Source organism: Streptomyces lasiicapitis (genome assembly GCF_014646335.1).
Classification (GTDB): Bacteria; Actinomycetota; Actinomycetes; order Streptomycetales; family Streptomycetaceae; genus Streptomyces; species Streptomyces lasiicapitis.
On record NZ_BMNG01000003.1, the window covers coordinates 676,625 to 692,305 of the forward strand.

16 protein-coding genes are annotated in these 15,681 nt (G+C 71.7%); 14 read left to right on the plus strand and 2 right to left on the minus strand.

What is annotated here, in order from left to right; all coding sequences use genetic code 11:
• The first annotated feature begins 8 nt into the window (after positions 1 to 8).
• Positions 9 to 446, plus strand: coding sequence for a guanyl-specific ribonuclease (locus IEY91_RS08470; RefSeq protein WP_164318886.1), 438 nt, complete (start codon positions 9 to 11; stop codon positions 444 to 446).
• Between the two features lie 26 nt (positions 447 to 472).
• Here IEY91_RS08470 and IEY91_RS08475 read toward each other — a convergent pair whose 3' ends face one another.
• Entirely contained in the window at positions 473 to 679 is a 207-nt protein-coding gene (locus IEY91_RS08475; protein WP_164318884.1) for a hypothetical protein, read from the minus strand.
• A 239-nt stretch (positions 680 to 918) separates the two neighbouring features.
• On the opposite strand from IEY91_RS08475, the gene IEY91_RS08480 reads away from it, so the two are divergent.
• The 6 genes from IEY91_RS08480 to IEY91_RS08505 all read left to right on the plus strand — a co-directional run bounded on the left by IEY91_RS08480 (position 919) and on the right by IEY91_RS08505 (position 7,183).
• Positions 919 to 2,136, plus strand: a complete 1,218-nt coding sequence (locus IEY91_RS08480; RefSeq protein WP_373287906.1) for a sensor histidine kinase — start codon at positions 919 to 921, stop codon at positions 2,134 to 2,136.
• A gap of 158 nt (positions 2,137 to 2,294) precedes the next feature.
• Entirely contained in the window at positions 2,295 to 3,404 is a 1,110-nt protein-coding gene (locus IEY91_RS08485) for a hypothetical protein (RefSeq protein ID WP_229696789.1), read from the plus strand.
• Complete coding sequence (locus IEY91_RS08490) at positions 3,401 to 4,711, plus strand: hypothetical protein (RefSeq protein WP_189173443.1); 1,311 nt, start codon at positions 3,401 to 3,403, stop codon at positions 4,709 to 4,711. The genes IEY91_RS08485 and IEY91_RS08490 overlap by 4 nt, the downstream gene beginning before the upstream one ends.
• A gap of 50 nt (positions 4,712 to 4,761) precedes the next feature.
• Positions 4,762 to 5,430 carry a response regulator gene (locus IEY91_RS08495; protein ID WP_164318882.1) on the plus strand — a complete coding sequence of 223 codons (669 nt, stop codon included), beginning with the start codon at positions 4,762 to 4,764 and terminating at the stop codon, positions 5,428 to 5,430.
• Between the two features lie 84 nt (positions 5,431 to 5,514).
• Positions 5,515 to 6,702, plus strand: a complete 1,188-nt coding sequence (locus tag IEY91_RS08500) for a cytochrome P450 family protein (protein WP_164318880.1) — start codon at positions 5,515 to 5,517, stop codon at positions 6,700 to 6,702.
• Between the two features lie 10 nt (positions 6,703 to 6,712).
• Positions 6,713 to 7,183 carry a PaaI family thioesterase gene (locus IEY91_RS08505; RefSeq protein WP_189173444.1) on the plus strand — a complete coding sequence of 157 codons (471 nt, stop codon included), beginning with the start codon at positions 6,713 to 6,715 and terminating at the stop codon, positions 7,181 to 7,183.
• Between the two features lie 27 nt (positions 7,184 to 7,210).
• On the opposite strand, the gene IEY91_RS08510 is transcribed toward IEY91_RS08505, so the two are convergent.
• Positions 7,211 to 8,242, minus strand: coding sequence for a Gfo/Idh/MocA family protein (locus IEY91_RS08510; protein WP_189173445.1), 1,032 nt, complete (start codon positions 8,240 to 8,242; stop codon positions 7,211 to 7,213).
• A 141-nt stretch (positions 8,243 to 8,383) separates the two neighbouring features.
• Between IEY91_RS08510 and IEY91_RS08515 the strand changes: the two genes are divergently transcribed.
• The 7 genes from IEY91_RS08515 (at position 8,384) to IEY91_RS08545 (ending at position 15,215) form a co-directional block, all read left to right on the plus strand.
• Positions 8,384 to 9,133: a GntR family transcriptional regulator gene (locus IEY91_RS08515; RefSeq protein WP_306309873.1), complete on the plus strand. Its 750-nt coding sequence runs from the start codon at positions 8,384 to 8,386 to the stop codon at positions 9,131 to 9,133.
• An 89-nt stretch (positions 9,134 to 9,222) separates the two neighbouring features.
• The gene (locus IEY91_RS08520; protein WP_189173446.1) at positions 9,223 to 10,221 is read left to right on the plus strand and encodes a sugar ABC transporter substrate-binding protein; all 999 of its coding nucleotides are present in this window, start codon (positions 9,223 to 9,225) and stop codon (positions 10,219 to 10,221) included.
• Positions 10,222 to 10,327: 106 nt separating this feature from the next.
• Positions 10,328 to 11,341, plus strand: a complete 1,014-nt coding sequence (locus IEY91_RS08525; protein ID WP_444545469.1) for a sugar ABC transporter substrate-binding protein — start codon at positions 10,328 to 10,330, stop codon at positions 11,339 to 11,341.
• Complete coding sequence (locus IEY91_RS08530; RefSeq protein WP_164318869.1) at positions 11,338 to 12,390, plus strand: ABC transporter permease; 1,053 nt, start codon at positions 11,338 to 11,340, stop codon at positions 12,388 to 12,390. Before IEY91_RS08525 ends, IEY91_RS08530 begins: the two co-directional genes overlap by 4 nt.
• Positions 12,387 to 13,241 carry an ATP-binding cassette domain-containing protein gene (locus IEY91_RS08535; RefSeq protein WP_189173448.1) on the plus strand — a complete coding sequence of 285 codons (855 nt, stop codon included), beginning with the start codon at positions 12,387 to 12,389 and terminating at the stop codon, positions 13,239 to 13,241. The genes IEY91_RS08530 and IEY91_RS08535 overlap by 4 nt, the downstream gene beginning before the upstream one ends.
• Before the next feature lie 207 nt (positions 13,242 to 13,448).
• Positions 13,449 to 14,606: an ROK family glucokinase gene (locus IEY91_RS08540; RefSeq protein ID WP_164318865.1), complete on the plus strand. Its 1,158-nt coding sequence runs from the start codon at positions 13,449 to 13,451 to the stop codon at positions 14,604 to 14,606.
• Positions 14,607 to 15,215, plus strand: coding sequence for a sugar kinase (locus IEY91_RS08545; RefSeq protein WP_164318863.1), 609 nt, complete (start codon positions 14,607 to 14,609; stop codon positions 15,213 to 15,215).
• Positions 15,216 to 15,681: the final 466 nt, after the last annotated feature.

Here is a 15,681-nt window from a genome sequence, read left to right on the forward strand (position 1 = left end):
CTGGGGTCATGCGAATCCCCCCACGGATCATCAGCGTCACTGCCCTCGCCGCCGCCCTGCTCGTCGGCGGCTCCGTCACCGGCACCGCGACCGCCGCCCCGCAGACGGCCGCCGCCTCCCACTCCATAGCGGTCACCGCCCCGGCCGGGTTCTCGGCCGCCGCCGTCGGCGACATCTGCTACTCCGACCTGCCGTCCCAGGCGCACGACACGCTCCGGCTGATCGACAAGGGCGGCCCCTACCCGTACCCGCAGGACGGCACCGTCTTCCAGAACCGCGAAGGCATCCTGCCGAAGCAGAACACCGGCTACTACCACGAGTTCACGGTCAAGACGCCCGGCTCCCCGAACCGCGGCGCCCGCCGCATCGTCACCGGCAACGAGCAGCAGGACTACTACACGGCCGACCACTACCGGTCGTTCGACCTCGTCGACCACAGCTGCTGAGCCATGAGCGGTAGTCGGGCTCGGGTTCAGCCCGACTTGCGGCTCTCCGCCGCCGCGAACACGGCGAAGGCGAGCACCACGAGCGCGATGCTCAGGTACAGCTCGTAGCCGTCGGCGAAGGGCAGGTGCTGCACCGCGCCCCAGCCGCGCAGCCAGCCGGTGAGCTCGTGCGTCAGGCCCACCGCGCCCTGGATCAGCAGGATCACACCGAGAAACTCGAGAAGCTGTTTCATGGCACAAGAGCCTCGCCCCGTGGACCCCCCAGGCACATCGGCCACGGGGCGCGGCCGTGTCCGCCGCAAGGCGCTGACGGGCGTGCGCCCGGATCGCCCAAAGTCTGGCGCGCACCGACTTTCGTCGATGATCACGGTCGGAGGACGGGCGGCGGGCCGTACGGTGCGTAGATTTGTCGATTGTGAAGAGTCGTACGGAGCCTGCGGGCGAGGCCGTGGACGGGACCGGGGAGGGCCTGGTGACCCGTAGGTCGTGGTTCCTGCCCTCGGGCGTCGCCGCCGAGCTGGATCCGGACCAGGCCTCGGGCAGGACCGGCCGGCACAAGCGGACCGTGCGGGACTGGCTCGTCGACTTCGCCTGCTTCCTGGCCGCCGTCTTCCTGGGCCTGATCATCGCCGGTGAGGTGGAGAACGACCCCAGCGTCTCCGAGGACCTGGCCGCGCTCGACCATCTGCTCGGCGCGCTCGCCTGCGCCGCAGTGTGGCTGCGCAGGCGCTGGCCGGTGGGCTTCGCCGCCGCGATGCTCGCCGTCAGCCTGGTGTCGAACACCGCGGGCGGCGCCGCGCTCGTCGCCTATTTCACGCTCGCCGTGCACCGCCCGTGGAAGTACGCCGCGTGGTTCGGCGCCGCGGCCGTGGCGCTGATGATCCCCTTCTACTTGTGGCGGCCCGACCCGGATCTGCCGTTCCCCGTCTCGGTGGCGCTGACCTCGCTGTTCACCGCGACCGCCATCGCCTGGGGCATGTTCGTACGCTCCCGGCGCCAGCTCCTGCTCGCCCTGCGCGACCGAGCCCGGCGCGCCGAGAACGAGGCCGCGCTGCGCGCCGAGAAGGCCCAGCAGCTCGCCCGCGAGGCCATCGCCCGCGAGATGCACGACGTCCTCGCCCACCGGCTCACGCTGCTCAGCGTGCACGCGGGCGCCCTGGAGTTCCGGCCCGACGCGCCCCGCGAGGAGATCGCCCGCGCGGCCGGGGTGATCCGGGAGAGCTCGCACGAGGCGCTGCAGGACCTGCGGCAGGTCATCGGGGTGCTGCGGGGCGGCGACGCGGACGCCTCGGGGCGGCCGCAGCCCACGCTCGCGGCCCTCGACACCCTCGTCGCCGAGTCCCGCGAGGCCGGCATGAAGGTGGTCCTCGACCTGCGCGTGCCCGACCCGGAGACGGTGCCCGCGGCGGTCGGCCGCACCGCCTACCGCATCGCCCAGGAGGGCCTGACCAACGCCCGCAAGCACGCGCCCGGCGCCGAGGTCACCGTCGCGGTCGCGGGTGTGCGGGGCGAGGGCCTGACGCTGACCGTCCGCAATCCGGCGCCCCCCGGCGACGTACCGAAGGTGCCCGGTTCGGGGCAGGGCCTCATCGGGCTCACCGAACGCGCCTCCCTCGCGGGCGGGCGGCTCAGCCACGGCGGTGGTCCCGACGGAGGCTTCACGGTCGAGGCGTGGCTGCCATGGCCATGACCTTCCGGGCAACCTGCTGACTTCGCGTCCGCACACCTTCTGTACGATCAGCCGCCACACCCAGAGAGGCGGAGATCGTGACGGGGGACATACCGGTGGATTCCCGGGCCCAACGGCTGGTACGCGTACGGCGGTTCGTCAGAACGCGGCGAGGGGGAGTGGCCACCGGTCTCGTGGTCGCGCTGCTCGCCGGCGGCGTCGGCACCTGGGCCACGGACACCTGGCCCTTCGACGGTCGCGACCGCTACTGCTGGGGCGCCTGGCAGGAGGACAGCGGGCCCGGCATCCTCGGCGACGAGGGCTTCGAGGGCGACGACGACCGCAGCCGTACGTCCACGGGGTCCGCGCCGACGTCCCGCGAGCCGCGCGGCCAGTGCCGTCTGTCGGTCTCGTCGAGCGACACGTACCAGGGCGACAAGGACCAGCAGGACACCACCGTCACGGTGAAGTACGGTCCCGCGCCCGAGTCCGCGGGCCGCCGCGTCACCTGGCTCGGCGGCTACCTCGGCGACCGCGCGATGCCCCTGCCCGACGGGCTGCCCGGCGTCGCCGACGGCAACCACGGGCTCCTCGTGCTGCCCGAGCGGTGCGACACCCGCGACGGGCGGCCCACCGCCGTCACCCTCGACGCGAGCGAGGGAGCGGAGGCGGACGACGTGCTGCCCGCCGTCCCCATGCTCGGCGGCTCCCAGGACGTCGCCCGACTCCTCGTGGCCGCCGCCAACAAGGGGATGGAGGCCGCCGGTTGCGCCGACGGCGAGCCGCTGCGCGTCAGCGGGCCGCTGCCCACGCTGCCGGAACGCGAGGAGAGCTTCCCCAGCGGGGCCATCTGCCGCATCCCAGGCCTCGACATCGAGTCCGACCTCGGCAAGGAGATGGCGATGCGCCTGAACTACCAGGTCGGCGCGGTCAATGACGACCTGCAGTCCTGCTCGGCGCGGATCGGGCGCTCCCTGCGGCTCGGGGAGCGCGCGGACCAGCCGCTCTTCGACGCCGTGATGGTGCGCGAGCCCCGGATCTCGGCGCTCCTCGACGGCGCGACCGGGACCAAGGCACCCGGGAAGGGCTGGCGCGGCACCGGAACCTTCGCCTCCGACTACGGGATCGTGCGCGCCGGTTGCGCGGGCCGGCCCACGTCCTTCCTGCTGCTCGGCGCGTCCACCGGGACCACGTCCGACTACTTCGCCACGTTCACCAACGCGGTGGCGCGGCGCCTCGGCTGCGCACCGGTCGCGCCGGCCGCCGACGCGGAGGGGGGCCGTCGATGAGTGACGACAAGTCGACGATTGGCGAGGGCAACTCGATGAGTGGCGAGGGTACGTCGATGAGTGACGAGGACAAGGGGACGGTGACTCCCACGGAGCCCGAGGGCGCCGCGAGTCCCGGCCGGGCGGACAAGCCGGCGGACAAGGCGGCGGACAAGCCCCTCGGCGTGCTCGCCGCCGCCATCGCCGCCGCGCCGCCCCCCTGGTGGCACTGGCGCCGCCTCGGCCGCCTCGCCCGCGCCCGCTGGACGCCCGTCGTCGGTGCGGCCGTAGCCGGTGTGCTGCTCGGCGGGGCCGGCGTGGCCTGGCAGGCCGAGGCGGGCCCCTTCCACGAGGAGCGGGCCTGCTGGGGCGCGCTCGGCGAGGACGACGTCGCCGACCTCTTCCACGGCAAGCGGGACATCGAGTCCTCGGAGGTGGGCGTCAGCCGCGACAGCATCGCCTCGGACGGCCCGTCCGGCCTGTGCGAGCTGAAGTCGCCGCGCGGCATGCGCGTGCGCGCGCAACTGCACCGGCTCGACGACCGGTTCGGCGGCGACCGCGACAAGTGGGCGGATGAGTACCTGTCCGCGCGGATGGTGCCGCTCGGCGGCGGACTGCTCGGCATGGTGTCGGACACGCGCGCGTGGCTCGCGATACCGGAGGGCTGCGTCGGGCGGCCCGGCGAGCGGGACGGCCCGCTCGTCATCGACATGGACGCGGGCTGGACGACGTACGACGACGACGTCGACACCGACGAACGCGCACGGCTCGCACGCACCGTCGTCAAGCTCGTCAACGGCTACATGGCCGACCAGGGGTGCGACAGCCCCATCGGCGACCCCACGGACCGGCTCGCCGAGCCCGCGCGGTTCATCGACGAGAAGCGGGACGCGATCTGCGGCATCAAGGGCCTCGCGCTGCCGGGCAAGGGCGTGGGCGGCCGCTACGACCGGCCGCTGGTCACCAAGAACACGAAGGACACCCCCGTACGCACCTGCGACCGTGACGTCCTGTTCGGCCACCCCTCGCTGCGCCTGATGACGGTCGAGGACCCGCGGCTCGCGGTGCTCTACAAGGGCCTGTCCTTCGACGGCGGCAGCGAGGTCACCGCTGTCGGTGACACCAAGAAGGAGTCGCGCGGGCGCGGCTTCCTGCGCGAGGACACGGGGCTGTACCAGGCCTCCTGCCAGACCGGTGAAGTGACCTTCCTGATCCGGGCGGACGACGACGGGCACGCCGCGGAGATCCGCAGGCTGCTGCCGCGGTACGTCGCCCTGGAGGCGGAGCGCGTCGGGTGCGGGCCGCTGCGGCTGCGGATGCCGTCGTGACCGGGCCCGACCGTGCCGAAACGGGGGCAAAGGCTCGTTACGGTAGGCCCATGAAACCGATCAGGCTGCTGCTCGTCGACGACGACCCGCTGGTCCGCGCCGGGCTCTCCTTCATGCTCGGCGGCGCCGAGGACATCGAGATCGTGGGGGAGGCGGGGGACGGCAGCGAGGTGGCCGCCCTCGTCGGCGAGGTCAGGCCCGACGTCGTCCTGATGGACATCCGGATGCCCACGATGGACGGGCTCGCCGCCACCGAGGCGCTGCGCAAGCGGCCCGACGCCCCCGAGGTCGTCGTCCTCACCACCTTCCACGCCGACGAGCAGGTGCTGCGGGCGCTGCGGGCCGGGGCCGCCGGGTTCGTCCTCAAGGACACCGCGCCGGCCGAGATCGTTTCGGCGGTACGGGCGGTGGCCGCGGGCGAGCCGGTGCTCTCGCCGTCCGTGACACAGCAGTTGATCTCCCAGGTCGCCGGGGGCGGCCCGGAGCACGACAGGAAGCGGCGGGCGCTCGGGCGCCTCGAAGGCCTCGGGGAGCGGGAGCGCGAAGTCGCCGTGGCCGTGGGCAGGGGCGCGTCCAACGCGGACATCGCCGCGGAGCTGTACCTGAGCGTGGCCACCGTGAAGGCGCACGTCTCCCGCATCCTGACCAAGCTCGACCTGAACAACCGGGTGCAGATCGCGCTTCTGGTCCATGACGCGGGGCTCCTGAACGAGGAGTGAGCCGGGTTCCGGGCCGGGTGGGAGAGGGGAACTCGGCCCGTACGCCCGTGCGTTGAGGGGGTACGGCAACCGAAGGGGACCCGCATGGCGGACAGCGTCGACCTCGCGGCGTACGGCGCCCGATTCACCACCGACCCCTACAGCGTCTACGCCGACCTCCGCGCCCGCGGGCCGGTCCACCGCGTCCGCTTCCCCCCTCCGGACGACGAGGACGACCTCTATCTGATCGTCGGGTACGAGGAGGCGAGGGCGGCCCTCGCCGACCCCCGCCTCGCCAAGTCCCCGGCCACCGTGGGCGTTCAGGTCGCCGAGGAAGAAGTGCTCGGCACCAACCTGCTGATGGCGGACCCGCCCCAGCACACGCGGCTGCGCAAACTCATCGCCCGCGAGTTCACCGCCCGCCGCGTCGAGGCCCTGCGCCCCCGGATCCAGGAGATCACCGACGGCCTCCTGGACGAGATGCTCGCCGCGGGCGACCGCGCCGACCTCATCGAGGCCCTCGCCTTCCCGCTGCCCATCACGGTCATCTGCGAACTCCTCGGTGTCCCCGACATGGACCGCGCGGAGTTCCGCAGGGTGTCGAACGATGTCGTCGCCCCGCCCACCATGGAGGTGTGGAACACCGCCCTGGCGGAAATGGCCGCCTACCTCGACGAGTTGATCGAGGCCAAGCGCGCGGCCGCCCCGGGCGAGGACCTGCTCGGCGCTCTGATCCGCACGACGGCGGAGGACGGCGACCGGCTTTCGGCGCGCGAGCTGCGCGCGATGGCGTTCCTGCTGCTCGTCGCGGGCCATGAGACGACGGTCAATCTCATCGCCAACGCGGTGCGCGCGCTGCTCGCCCACCCCGGTCAACTCGCCGAGCTGCGCGCCGACATGAGCCTCCTGGACGGTGCCGTCGAGGAGTCCCTGCGCCACGAGGGACCGGTGGAGAACGCGACGCACCGCTTCACCGCCGAGCCCTTCGAGGTCGGTGGCACGGTGATTCCGGCGGGCTCGGCCGTCATCGTCTCCCTCGCCGGGGCCGACCGCGACCCGGACCGCTTCCCCGCCCCCGACGCCTTCGACATCCACCGCGCCCCGCAGGGCCACATGGCCTTCGGCCACGGCATCCACTTCTGCCTGGGCGCCCCGCTCGCCCGCATCGAGGGGAAAGTCGCGCTCCGCTCGCTCCTGGAGCGCTGCCCGGACCTCGCCCTTGACGGCACACCGGGGGAGTGGAAGCCGGGGATGCTGATGCGGAGCATGCGGCACCTGGGCGTCCGATGGTAGAAGTCGCCCCATGACGGAACACGACCAAGGACTCGGCGCGGTGGGGGACCCCGGCCCCGCCGGTGCGCTCGAACTCGACCTCCCCCTGGCCCAGAAGACCCTCGCCGCCCAGCCCTTCAGTCGCCTCGTGAACGCCGAGGTCACCGCCTTCGGCGGCGGCGCGGCCACGCTGGAGATCCCCGTACGCGGCGAACTCCTGCAGCAGAACGGCTTCGTGCACGGCGGAGTGCTGTCGTACGCGGCGGACAACAGCATCACGTTCGCCGCCGGCACCGCGCTCGGGCCCGCCGTCCTGACGTCAGGCTTCTCCATCCAGTTCGTACGGCCCGCGACCGGCGTCAGGCTGGTGGCCCGCGCGACGGTCGCGCACGCGACCCGCCGTCAGGCCGTCGTCCGCTGCGACGTGTTCGCCGTGGACGGCGACGGCGGCGAGTCGCTGTGCGCGATGGCCCAGGGCACGGTCCGCGCGGCGACGACCTGAGCCGAGGGGGCGGTGGGACCCGCGGCCTCAGCCCCCGTCGATCTCCGACATCCGCACCGGCCGCCGCTCCGCCCGCGACAGCTCGCACGCCTCCGCGATCCGCAGCGCGTGCAACGCCTCGCGGCCGTCGCAGGGGTTCGCCCGCTCGCCGCGCACGACGTCCACGAACGCGGCCAGCTCCGCCTCGTACGCGGGCGCGAAGCGCTCCAGGAAGCCGGGCCACGGCTTGTCGGGGGCGGGAGGGCCGTCCGGTTCGACGGAGGTCAGGGGCGTGCGGTCGTTCACGCCGACGGCCACCTGGTCGTTCTCGCCCGCGAGTTCCATGCGTACGTCGTAGCCCGCGCCGTTGCAGCGCGTGGCCGTCGCCGTGGCCAGCGTGCCGTCGTCGAGGGTGAGGAGCACGGCGGCCGTGTCGACGTCGCCCGCCTCGCGGAACATCGCGGGGCCCGCGTCGGAGCCCGTCGCGTACACCTCGACCACCTCACGCCCGGTGACCCAGCGCAGTATGTCGAAGTCGTGCACCAGGCAGTCGCGGTAGAGGCCGCCGGAGAGCGGCAGATAGGCGGCGGGCGGCGGCGCCGGGTCCGACGTCATGGCCCGCACGGTGTGCAGCCGCCCGAGCCGGCCGGCGAGCACCGCCTCGCGCGCCGCCTCGTACCCGGCGTCGAAGCGCCGCTGGAAGCCGAGCTGGAGCACCGTGCCCGCCGCCTCGACCTCGGCGAGCGCGGCCAGCGTGCCCGGCAGGTCGAGGGCGATGGGCTTCTCGCAGAACACCGGCAGACCCGCCCGCGCGGCCCTGCCGATCAGCTCCGCGTGCGCCGAGGTCGCCGCCGTGATCACCAGGGCGTCCACCCCGGCGCCCGCCGTCCCCTGTGAGCCCGCCGCCGCGAAGAGTGCGTCCACCGAAGGCGCCGCCTCCGCTCCCACCCGTGCCGCGAGGTCCGCCGCCCGCGAGGCGTCCACGTCCGCGACGACGAGCGAGTCCACCTCCGGACGGCGGACCAGGGCCGCCGAGTGGAAGGTGCCGATACGTCCCGTTCCGATCAGTCCGATGCGCATGGGGCCCACCTTCGCCAGCCGCCCGCGCTCCTGTCAATGGTTTGTCCTGACAACAGAACTTCCGAACTTCCCGTCATCATCTCCCCGGACTACGCTCACCCCGTGACCGAACCAGCAGCAGCCAAAGCCGCCAAACCGGCCGTGGACCCCACCGTGGCCCTGCATCTCGGCGTCGACCGCAGCAGCCCGGTCCCGCTGTACTTCCAGCTCTCGCAGCAACTGGAGGCGGCGATCGAGCGCGGCGCCCTGACGCCCGGCAGCCTCCTCGGCAACGAGATCGAGCTGGCGGGGCGGCTCGGCCTGTCCCGGCCCACCGTCCGCCAGGCCATCCAGTCCCTCGTCGACAAGGGTCTCCTGGTGCGCCGCCGCGGCGTCGGCACCCAGGTCGTGCACAGTCAGGTCAAGCGCCCGCTGGAGCTCAGCAGCCTGTACGACGACCTGGAGGCTGCCGGCCAGCGCCCCGAGACCCGGGTCCTGAGCAACGTCGTCGAACCCGCGAGCGCCGAGACCGCGGCCGCCCTCGGGGTCGCCGAGGGCAGCGACGTACACCGCGTGGAGCGGCTGCGCCTCGCACACGGCGAACCCATGGCCCACCTGCGCAACCACATCCCCGCCGGGCTGCTCCCGCTCGACACCGAGCGCCTGGAGGCCACCGGCCTCTACCGCCTCATGCGCGCCGCGGGCATCAACCTGCACAGCGCCCGCCAGTCCGTCGGCGCCCGCGCCGCCGGGCCCGACGAGGCCCGCCTGCTCACCGAGTCCGAGGGCGCGCCGCTGCTCACGATGCAGCGCACGACCTTCGACGACACCGGCCGCGCGGTCGAGTTCGGCTCGCACGTCTACCGGGCCTCGCGGTACTCCTTCGAGTTCCAGCTCCTCGTACGGCCGTAAGAATGTTCTGACAAAGTCATTGACGCTGCCGGGGCCCACGGCTAAAACTCCCACCAGCCGCACGAGGCGGCCGGGAGAAGAGGTGGACCATGCGCACAGCCCGCACGGCAGCAGCCCTCATCGCGGTCATCGCGCTCGCGGCCGGGTGCAGTGGCTCCGGCGGCAAGAACGAGGAGAACGCTGCGGACGACGGGGGCGGCGGTGGCGGCGGGAAGGCCGCAGGCACCCCACGTCTGAAGATCGCGATGGTGACGCACTCCGGCGAGGGCGACACCTTCTGGGACATCGTCCAGAACGGCGCCAAGGAGGCGGCGAAGAAGGACAACGTCGAGTTCCTGTACTCCAACGACAAGGAGGGCAAGGGCCAGGCGGAGCTCGTACAGACCGCGATCGACAAGAAGGTCGACGGGATCGTGGTGACGCTCGCCAAGCCGGAGGCGATGAAGAGCGTGCTCGGCAAGGCGAAGGCGGCGGGCATCCCGGTCGTCACGATCAACTCGGGCGGCGAGTTCTCCACGGCCTTCGGCGCGCTGAGCCACATCGGGCAGGACGAGTCGGTGGCGGGCGAGGCGGTCGGCGACGAGCTGACCGAGCGGGGCAAGAAGAAGGCGCTGTGTGTGATCCACGAACAGGGCAACGTCTCGCTGGAGCAGCGCTGTGCGGGCGTGAAGAAGTCCTTCGACGGCACGGTCGAGAACCTCAACGTCGACGGCACCAACGCGCCCGGATCGCAGTCGTCCATCAGCGCGAAACTCCAGGCGGCCAAGGACATCGACGCCGTCGTCACACTCGGCGCGCCGATCGCGGCGTACTCCGTGAAGGCCAAGGAGGACGCCGACAGCAAGGCCGAGGTCGACACCTTCGACCTGAACGCCGAGGTGGTCAAGCGCCTCAAGGCGGACGAGGTCGGCTTCGCCGTCGACCAGCAGCCCTACCTCCAGGGCTACCTCGCGATCGACGAACTGTGGCTCTACAGGACCAACGCGAACGTCCTCGGCGGCGGCAAGCCGGTCCTGACCGGCCCCGCCGTCGTCACCAAGAAGGATGTGCCGAAGCTGGAGAAGTACACCGCGCGCGGCACCCGATGACCACTCGGGTGATCCGCGTGACCGATACTTGGGCGGCGAGACCGCGAGCACTGCGAAAAGCACTGCAAACACTGCAAAGCAAGCAAAGCAAGAAGGGCACGGCGACGTGGCAAGGGTTGGGACTGGAGTACGTGCGGTGGGTGCCGTGCTTGCGGCGGTGCTCGGGGCGTCCCTCGTGGGCTGCAGCAGCACCGGGGGCAAGCGCGCCGAGGACGCGCGCAAGGCCTCTCAGGCGCAGGGCAAGGCGGCGGTGAACACGCCCCGCTGGACCGTCGCGATGATCACGCACTCGGGCGACGGCGACACGTTCTGGGACATCGTCCAGAACGGCGCCAAGCAGGCCGCGGTGAAGGACAACATCAACTTCCTGTACTCGCACGACGACGAGGCACAGCAGCAGGCCCAGCTGGTGGACGCGGCCATCGACAAGAAGGTCGACGGCATCATCGTCACGCTGGCCAAGCCGGACGCGATGAAGGCCGCCGTGGCCCGCGCCAAGAAGGCCGGCATTCCGGTGATCACGGTGAACTCGGGCTCGGAGGAGTCCAAGGAGTTCGGCGCCCTGGCCCACATCGGCCAGGACGAGACGATCGCGGGCGAGGCCGTCGGCGAGGAGCTGACCAAGCGCGGCAAGAAGAAGACCCTGTGCATCCTGCACGAGCAGGGCAACGTGGGCCACGAGCAGCGCTGCGACGGCGCCAAGTCCACCTTCAAGGGCAAGATGCAGAACCTGTACGTGACGGGCACCAACATGCCCGACGTGCAGTCCGCCATCGAGGCCAAGCTCCAGGCCGACAAGGACATCGACGCCGTCGTCACGCTCGGCGCGCCGTTCGCCGACACGGCCGTGAAGGCCAAGGAGGGCGCGGACAGCAAGGCGGAGATCGACACCTTCGACCTCAACGAGAAGGTCGCCGCGGGCCTGAAGTCCGGCGCGCTCGGCTTCGCCGTGGACCAGCAGCCCTACCTCCAGGGCTACGAGGCCGTGGACCTGCTGTGGCTGTACAAGTACAACGCCGACGTGCTCGGCGGCGGCAAGCCGGTCCTCACCGGGCCGCAGATCATCACCAAGGATCAGGCCGCCGAGCTGGAGGATTACGCGAAGCGGGGGACCCGATGAGCACGACCGCGCCCGCACCGGGCAAGCCAGTGGCCGACGAGCGTCTCCTGAAGACCTCGCCGCTGAAGAAGTTCCTCGGCCGGCCCGAGCTGGGCTCGGTCGTGGGCGCCCTGGCGGTGTTCCTGTTCTTCGCGATCGTCGCGGACAGCTTCCTGCGCACCACGAGCCTGGCCACCGTCCTGTACGCGGCGTCCACCATCGGCATCATGGCGGTGCCGGTGGCGCTGCTTATGATCGGCGGCGAGTTCGACCTGTCGGCGGGCGTCATGGTGACGACGTCCGCGCTGATCTCGTCGATGTTCAGCTACCAGATGACGGCGAACGTCTGGGTCGGCGTGGGCGTGTCCCTGCTCGCGACCCTCGCCATCGGCGTCTTCAACGGCGTGATGCTGATCCGCACGGACCCGCCGAGCTTCATCATCACGCTCGGTACGTTCCTGATGCTGACCGGCGCGAACCTGGGCTTCACCAAGCTGATCAGCGACACCGTCTCCACGAAGTCGATCTCCGACATGGAGGGCTTCTCCTCCGCCAAGGACGTCTTCGCCTCGACGATCACCATCGGCGACGTCGACTTCAAGATCACGATCGTCTGGTGGCTGGCGATGATCGCCGTCGCCACCTGGATCCTCCTTCGCACCCGCGCCGGCAACTGGATCTTCGCGGTCGGCGGCGGCGAGCACGCGGCCCGTGCGGTCGGCGTACCGGTCGGCAAGACCAAGATCGGCCTGTACATGGGCGTCGCCTTCGGCGCCTGGGTCTCCGGCCAGCACCTGCTGTTCAACTACGACGTCGTGCAGTCCGGCGAGGGCGTCGGCAACGAACTGATCTACATCATCGCGGCCGTCATCGGCGGCTGCCTGATCACCGGCGGCTACGGCTCGGCGGTCGGCGCCGCGGTCGGCGCCCTGATCTTCGGCATGACCAGCAAGGGCATCGTGTACGCCGAGTGGAACCCGGACTGGTTCAAGTTCTTCCTCGGAGCGATGCTGCTCCTCGCGACCCTGCTGAACGCCTGGGTCCGCAAGCGCGCGGAGGCGACGAAATGACCACTGAGGCCGTAGCCAAGGAAGAGACGGCCCCTGCGGACCGTACGCCGTTGGTCGAGCTCGACGCCGTCAGCAAGTACTACGGCAACATCCGGGCCCTCGAAGGCGTCTCCCTCGAAGTGCACGCAGGGGAGATCTCCTGCGTGCTCGGCGACAACGGCGCGGGCAAGTCCACCCTCATCAAGATCATCGCCGGTCTGCACCAGCACGACGCGGGCACCCTGCGCATCGAGGGCGAGGAGACCAGGCTCTCCAGCCCTCGCGAGGCCCTGGACCGCGGCATCGCGACCGTCTACCAGGACCTGGCCGTCGTCCCCCTGATGCCGGTCTGGCGGAACTTCTTCCTCGGCTCCGAGCCGACGAAGGGCACCGGCCCCTTCAAGCGCATGGACGTCGACCTCATGCGCAGGACCACGCACGCCGAGCTGCTCCGCATGGGCATCGACCTGCGCGACGTGGACCAGCCCATCGGCACCCTCTCGGGCGGTGAGCGCCAGTGCGTGGCGATCGCCCGCGCCGTGTACTTCGGCGCGAAGGTCCTCGTCCTGGACGAGCCCACCGCGGCGCTCGGCGTGAAGCAGTCCGGCGTCGTCCTCAAGTACGTGGCCGCCGCCCGCGACGCGGGCCTCGGCGTGGTCCTGATCACCCACAACCCGCACCACGCCTACCTCGTCGGCAACCGCTTCGTCCTCCTCAAGCGCGGAGCGATGTCTGGCAGCCATGCCCGCGACGAGATCACCCTCGACGAACTCACCCGCCAGATGGCGGGTGGCTCCGAGCTGGACGACCTCCGTCATGAGCTTGAACAGGCCCCCGAGCCTGACCTCAGGGGCGACGGAGGCGCCCCGTAAGGGGCGCGGGGAACTGCGCGCTCAGCCCGAGAAATGCCGCAGACGCATCTGCCGAGCACCGAGCAGACGCGTCTGCGGCTTTGTCGTGGCTGGTCGCGCAGTTCCCCGCGCCCCTTAGGTGCGCACACCTCGGCCCTACACGGGAGTGTCCGGGGCACCCCGGTCCCGTTGTGCGCGCCCCCGCGAGAGTGAGGCAGAATCGGCCCGATGAGCACCTACCGCGACCTCACGCACCGCGGCTCCGCACGAGCCACCGTTCTGCGGACCGTGGGCACGCGTGAGCGCCGTTCCCATCTGACGGCGCCCCGCGTCCCCACCGTCGGCATCGACATCGGGGGCACGAAGGTGATGGCGGGCGTCGTGGACGCCGACGGCAACATCCTGGAGACCCTGCGCACGGAGACGCCGGACAAGTCCAAGAGCCCGAAGGTCGTCGAGGACACCATCGTCGAGCTGGTCCTCGACCTGTCCGACCGGCACGACGTGCACGCCGTCGGCATCGGCGCCGCGGGCTGGGTGGACGCGGACCGCAACCGCGTCCTGTTCGCCCCGCACCTGTCCTGGCGGAACGAACCCCTGCGCGACCGCATCTCCAGCCGTCTCGCGGTGCCCGTGCTCGTGGACAACGACGCGAACACGGCGGCGTGGGCCGAGTGGCGCTTCGGCGCCGCCCGCGGCGAGGACCACCTGGTCATGATCACGCTCGGTACGGGCATCGGCGGCGCGATCCTGGAGGACGGCCAGGTCAAGCGCGGCAAGTTCGGCGTGGCCGGGGAATTCGGCCATATGCAGGTCGTGCCCGGCGGCCACCGCTGCCCGTGCGGCAACCGCGGCTGCTGGGAGCAGTACAGCTCCGGCAACGCCCTGGTCCGCGAGGCCCGCGAGCTGGCGGCCGCGGACTCCCCGGTGGCGTACGGCATCATCGAGCGCGTCAAGGGCAACGTCCCCGACATCACCGGGCCGCTCATCACCGAGCTGGCCCGCGAGGGCGACGCCATGTGCGTCGAGCTGCTCCAGGACATCGGCCAGTGGCTGGGCGTCGGCATCGCCAACCTGGCCGCCGCCCTCGACCCGTCCTGCTTCGTCATCGGCGGCGGCGTGAGCGCGGCCGACGACCTGCTCATCGGCCCGGCCAGGGACGCCTTCCGCCGCCACCTCACAGGCCGCGGCTACCGCCCCGAGGCCCGCATCGCCCGCGCCCAGCTCGGCCCCGAGGCCGGCATGGTGGGCGCCGCCGACCTGGCCCGCCTGGTCGCCCGCCGCTTCCGCCGCGCCAACCGCCGCCGCGTCGAGCGCTACGAACGCTATGAGCGCTACGCCCAGGCCCGCCGCTCCGACGACCGCACCTCCCAGGGAACCCAGTAGATGACCGTGCCCCGCCAGCCCTCGTCCCCGGACCTGCCGGGCCCGCCCGGACCCGGCGACGGGGAGCGGCGTCCCCCGGAGGACCGCCGCCACATGCTCCGTCGCCGCTGGCTCACCGCGACGATCATCGTGCTGCTCATCGGCGTACCCGCCGTGTATCTGCTGATCTCCGCGAACCAGAGCCGCAACAGCGGCCGCGACAAGGAGAAGAAGTACTCCGCGACCGGCCTCACCGCCGGCTGGCCCTCCAAGGTCCAGCGCCGGCTGTACGACGTGCCGATCCCGCCGTACTCCGAAGAGGTCGCCTACTACGAGACGAACAACTGGCGCACCAGCCGTCTCTACGTCCAGTTCCTCACCAGCAACGAGGGCCTGGACAAGTTCCTCAAGCAGACCGGCACCGGCCGGGGCGTGAGCGCGCTGAAGGCGGACGACATCACCATCAGCAAGCGCGACCGCAACGTCGTCGGCTGGGAGTTCACCGGACCCGGCCCCTGGTGGGGCCTCTCGCACGAGATGAAGAACCCGACGCCCACCCAGGACATCGTGGTGAACCGCTCCAACCCGCGGCATCCGATGGTGTACGTGGTGTCGACGACGACGCCGTAGCCCGCGGCGTACGCAGTCCCTGCGCACGTGAGCGGGGCCGAGGCCGTGGCGGGTTCCGCCGCGGCCTCGTAGCATGTCGCCATGATCCTCAGCCTGAGCAGCCCCGCCACAGGCGCCCTCCGGGCCCGCGCGCTGCCCTCGCACGGCTGTTGTTGATCTCCCCGGTCGCCTCCTCCGCGTAGTCGCTTCTCGGCCGTTCCCGCCGCCGTACGTCGTCAATTCCCTGACGGCGTACGGAACTTCGCGTACCCAGGAGACCGGCACGCCCGCCATGCCCGCCACCCACCTCCGCCGCGGAAGGCCGCCCTCATGACGCCCATGGAACCGCTCACCGAAGCCGCCTACGACCGCCGTCGCCTCAGGCAGTGGCTCGCCGGGGAGGCCCGCGCCGACGGTGTGGCGCGCCGCGACGTGCTGCCGCTCGCCGCGTCCGTGACGGTCACGCACACGCTGGGCGTGGTCGCGC

Excerpts from the sequence above, each read along its gene's own strand:
- IEY91_RS08470 (WP_164318886.1), top strand. The coding sequence starts at position 9 with ATGCGAATCCCCCCACGGATCATCAGCGTCACTGCCCTCGCCGCCGCC.
- IEY91_RS08475 (WP_164318884.1), bottom strand. The coding sequence starts at position 679 with ATGAAACAGCTTCTCGAGTTTCTCGGTGTGATCCTGCTGATCCAGGGC.
- IEY91_RS08490 (WP_189173443.1), top strand. The coding sequence starts at position 3,401 with ATGAGTGACGACAAGTCGACGATTGGCGAGGGCAACTCGATGAGTGGC.
- IEY91_RS08495 (WP_164318882.1), top strand. The coding sequence starts at position 4,762 with ATGAAACCGATCAGGCTGCTGCTCGTCGACGACGACCCGCTGGTCCGC.
- IEY91_RS08500 (WP_164318880.1), top strand. The coding sequence starts at position 5,515 with ATGGCGGACAGCGTCGACCTCGCGGCGTACGGCGCCCGATTCACCACC.
- IEY91_RS08505 (WP_189173444.1), top strand. The coding sequence starts at position 6,713 with ATGACGGAACACGACCAAGGACTCGGCGCGGTGGGGGACCCCGGCCCC.
- IEY91_RS08510 (WP_189173445.1), bottom strand. The coding sequence starts at position 8,242 with ATGCGCATCGGACTGATCGGAACGGGACGTATCGGCACCTTCCACTCG.
- IEY91_RS08520 (WP_189173446.1), top strand. The coding sequence starts at position 9,223 with ATGCGCACAGCCCGCACGGCAGCAGCCCTCATCGCGGTCATCGCGCTC.
- IEY91_RS08530 (WP_164318869.1), top strand. The coding sequence starts at position 11,338 with ATGAGCACGACCGCGCCCGCACCGGGCAAGCCAGTGGCCGACGAGCGT.
- IEY91_RS08535 (WP_189173448.1), top strand. The coding sequence starts at position 12,387 with ATGACCACTGAGGCCGTAGCCAAGGAAGAGACGGCCCCTGCGGACCGT.
- IEY91_RS08540 (WP_164318865.1), top strand. The coding sequence starts at position 13,449 with ATGAGCACCTACCGCGACCTCACGCACCGCGGCTCCGCACGAGCCACC.
- IEY91_RS08545 (WP_164318863.1), top strand. The coding sequence starts at position 14,607 with ATGACCGTGCCCCGCCAGCCCTCGTCCCCGGACCTGCCGGGCCCGCCC.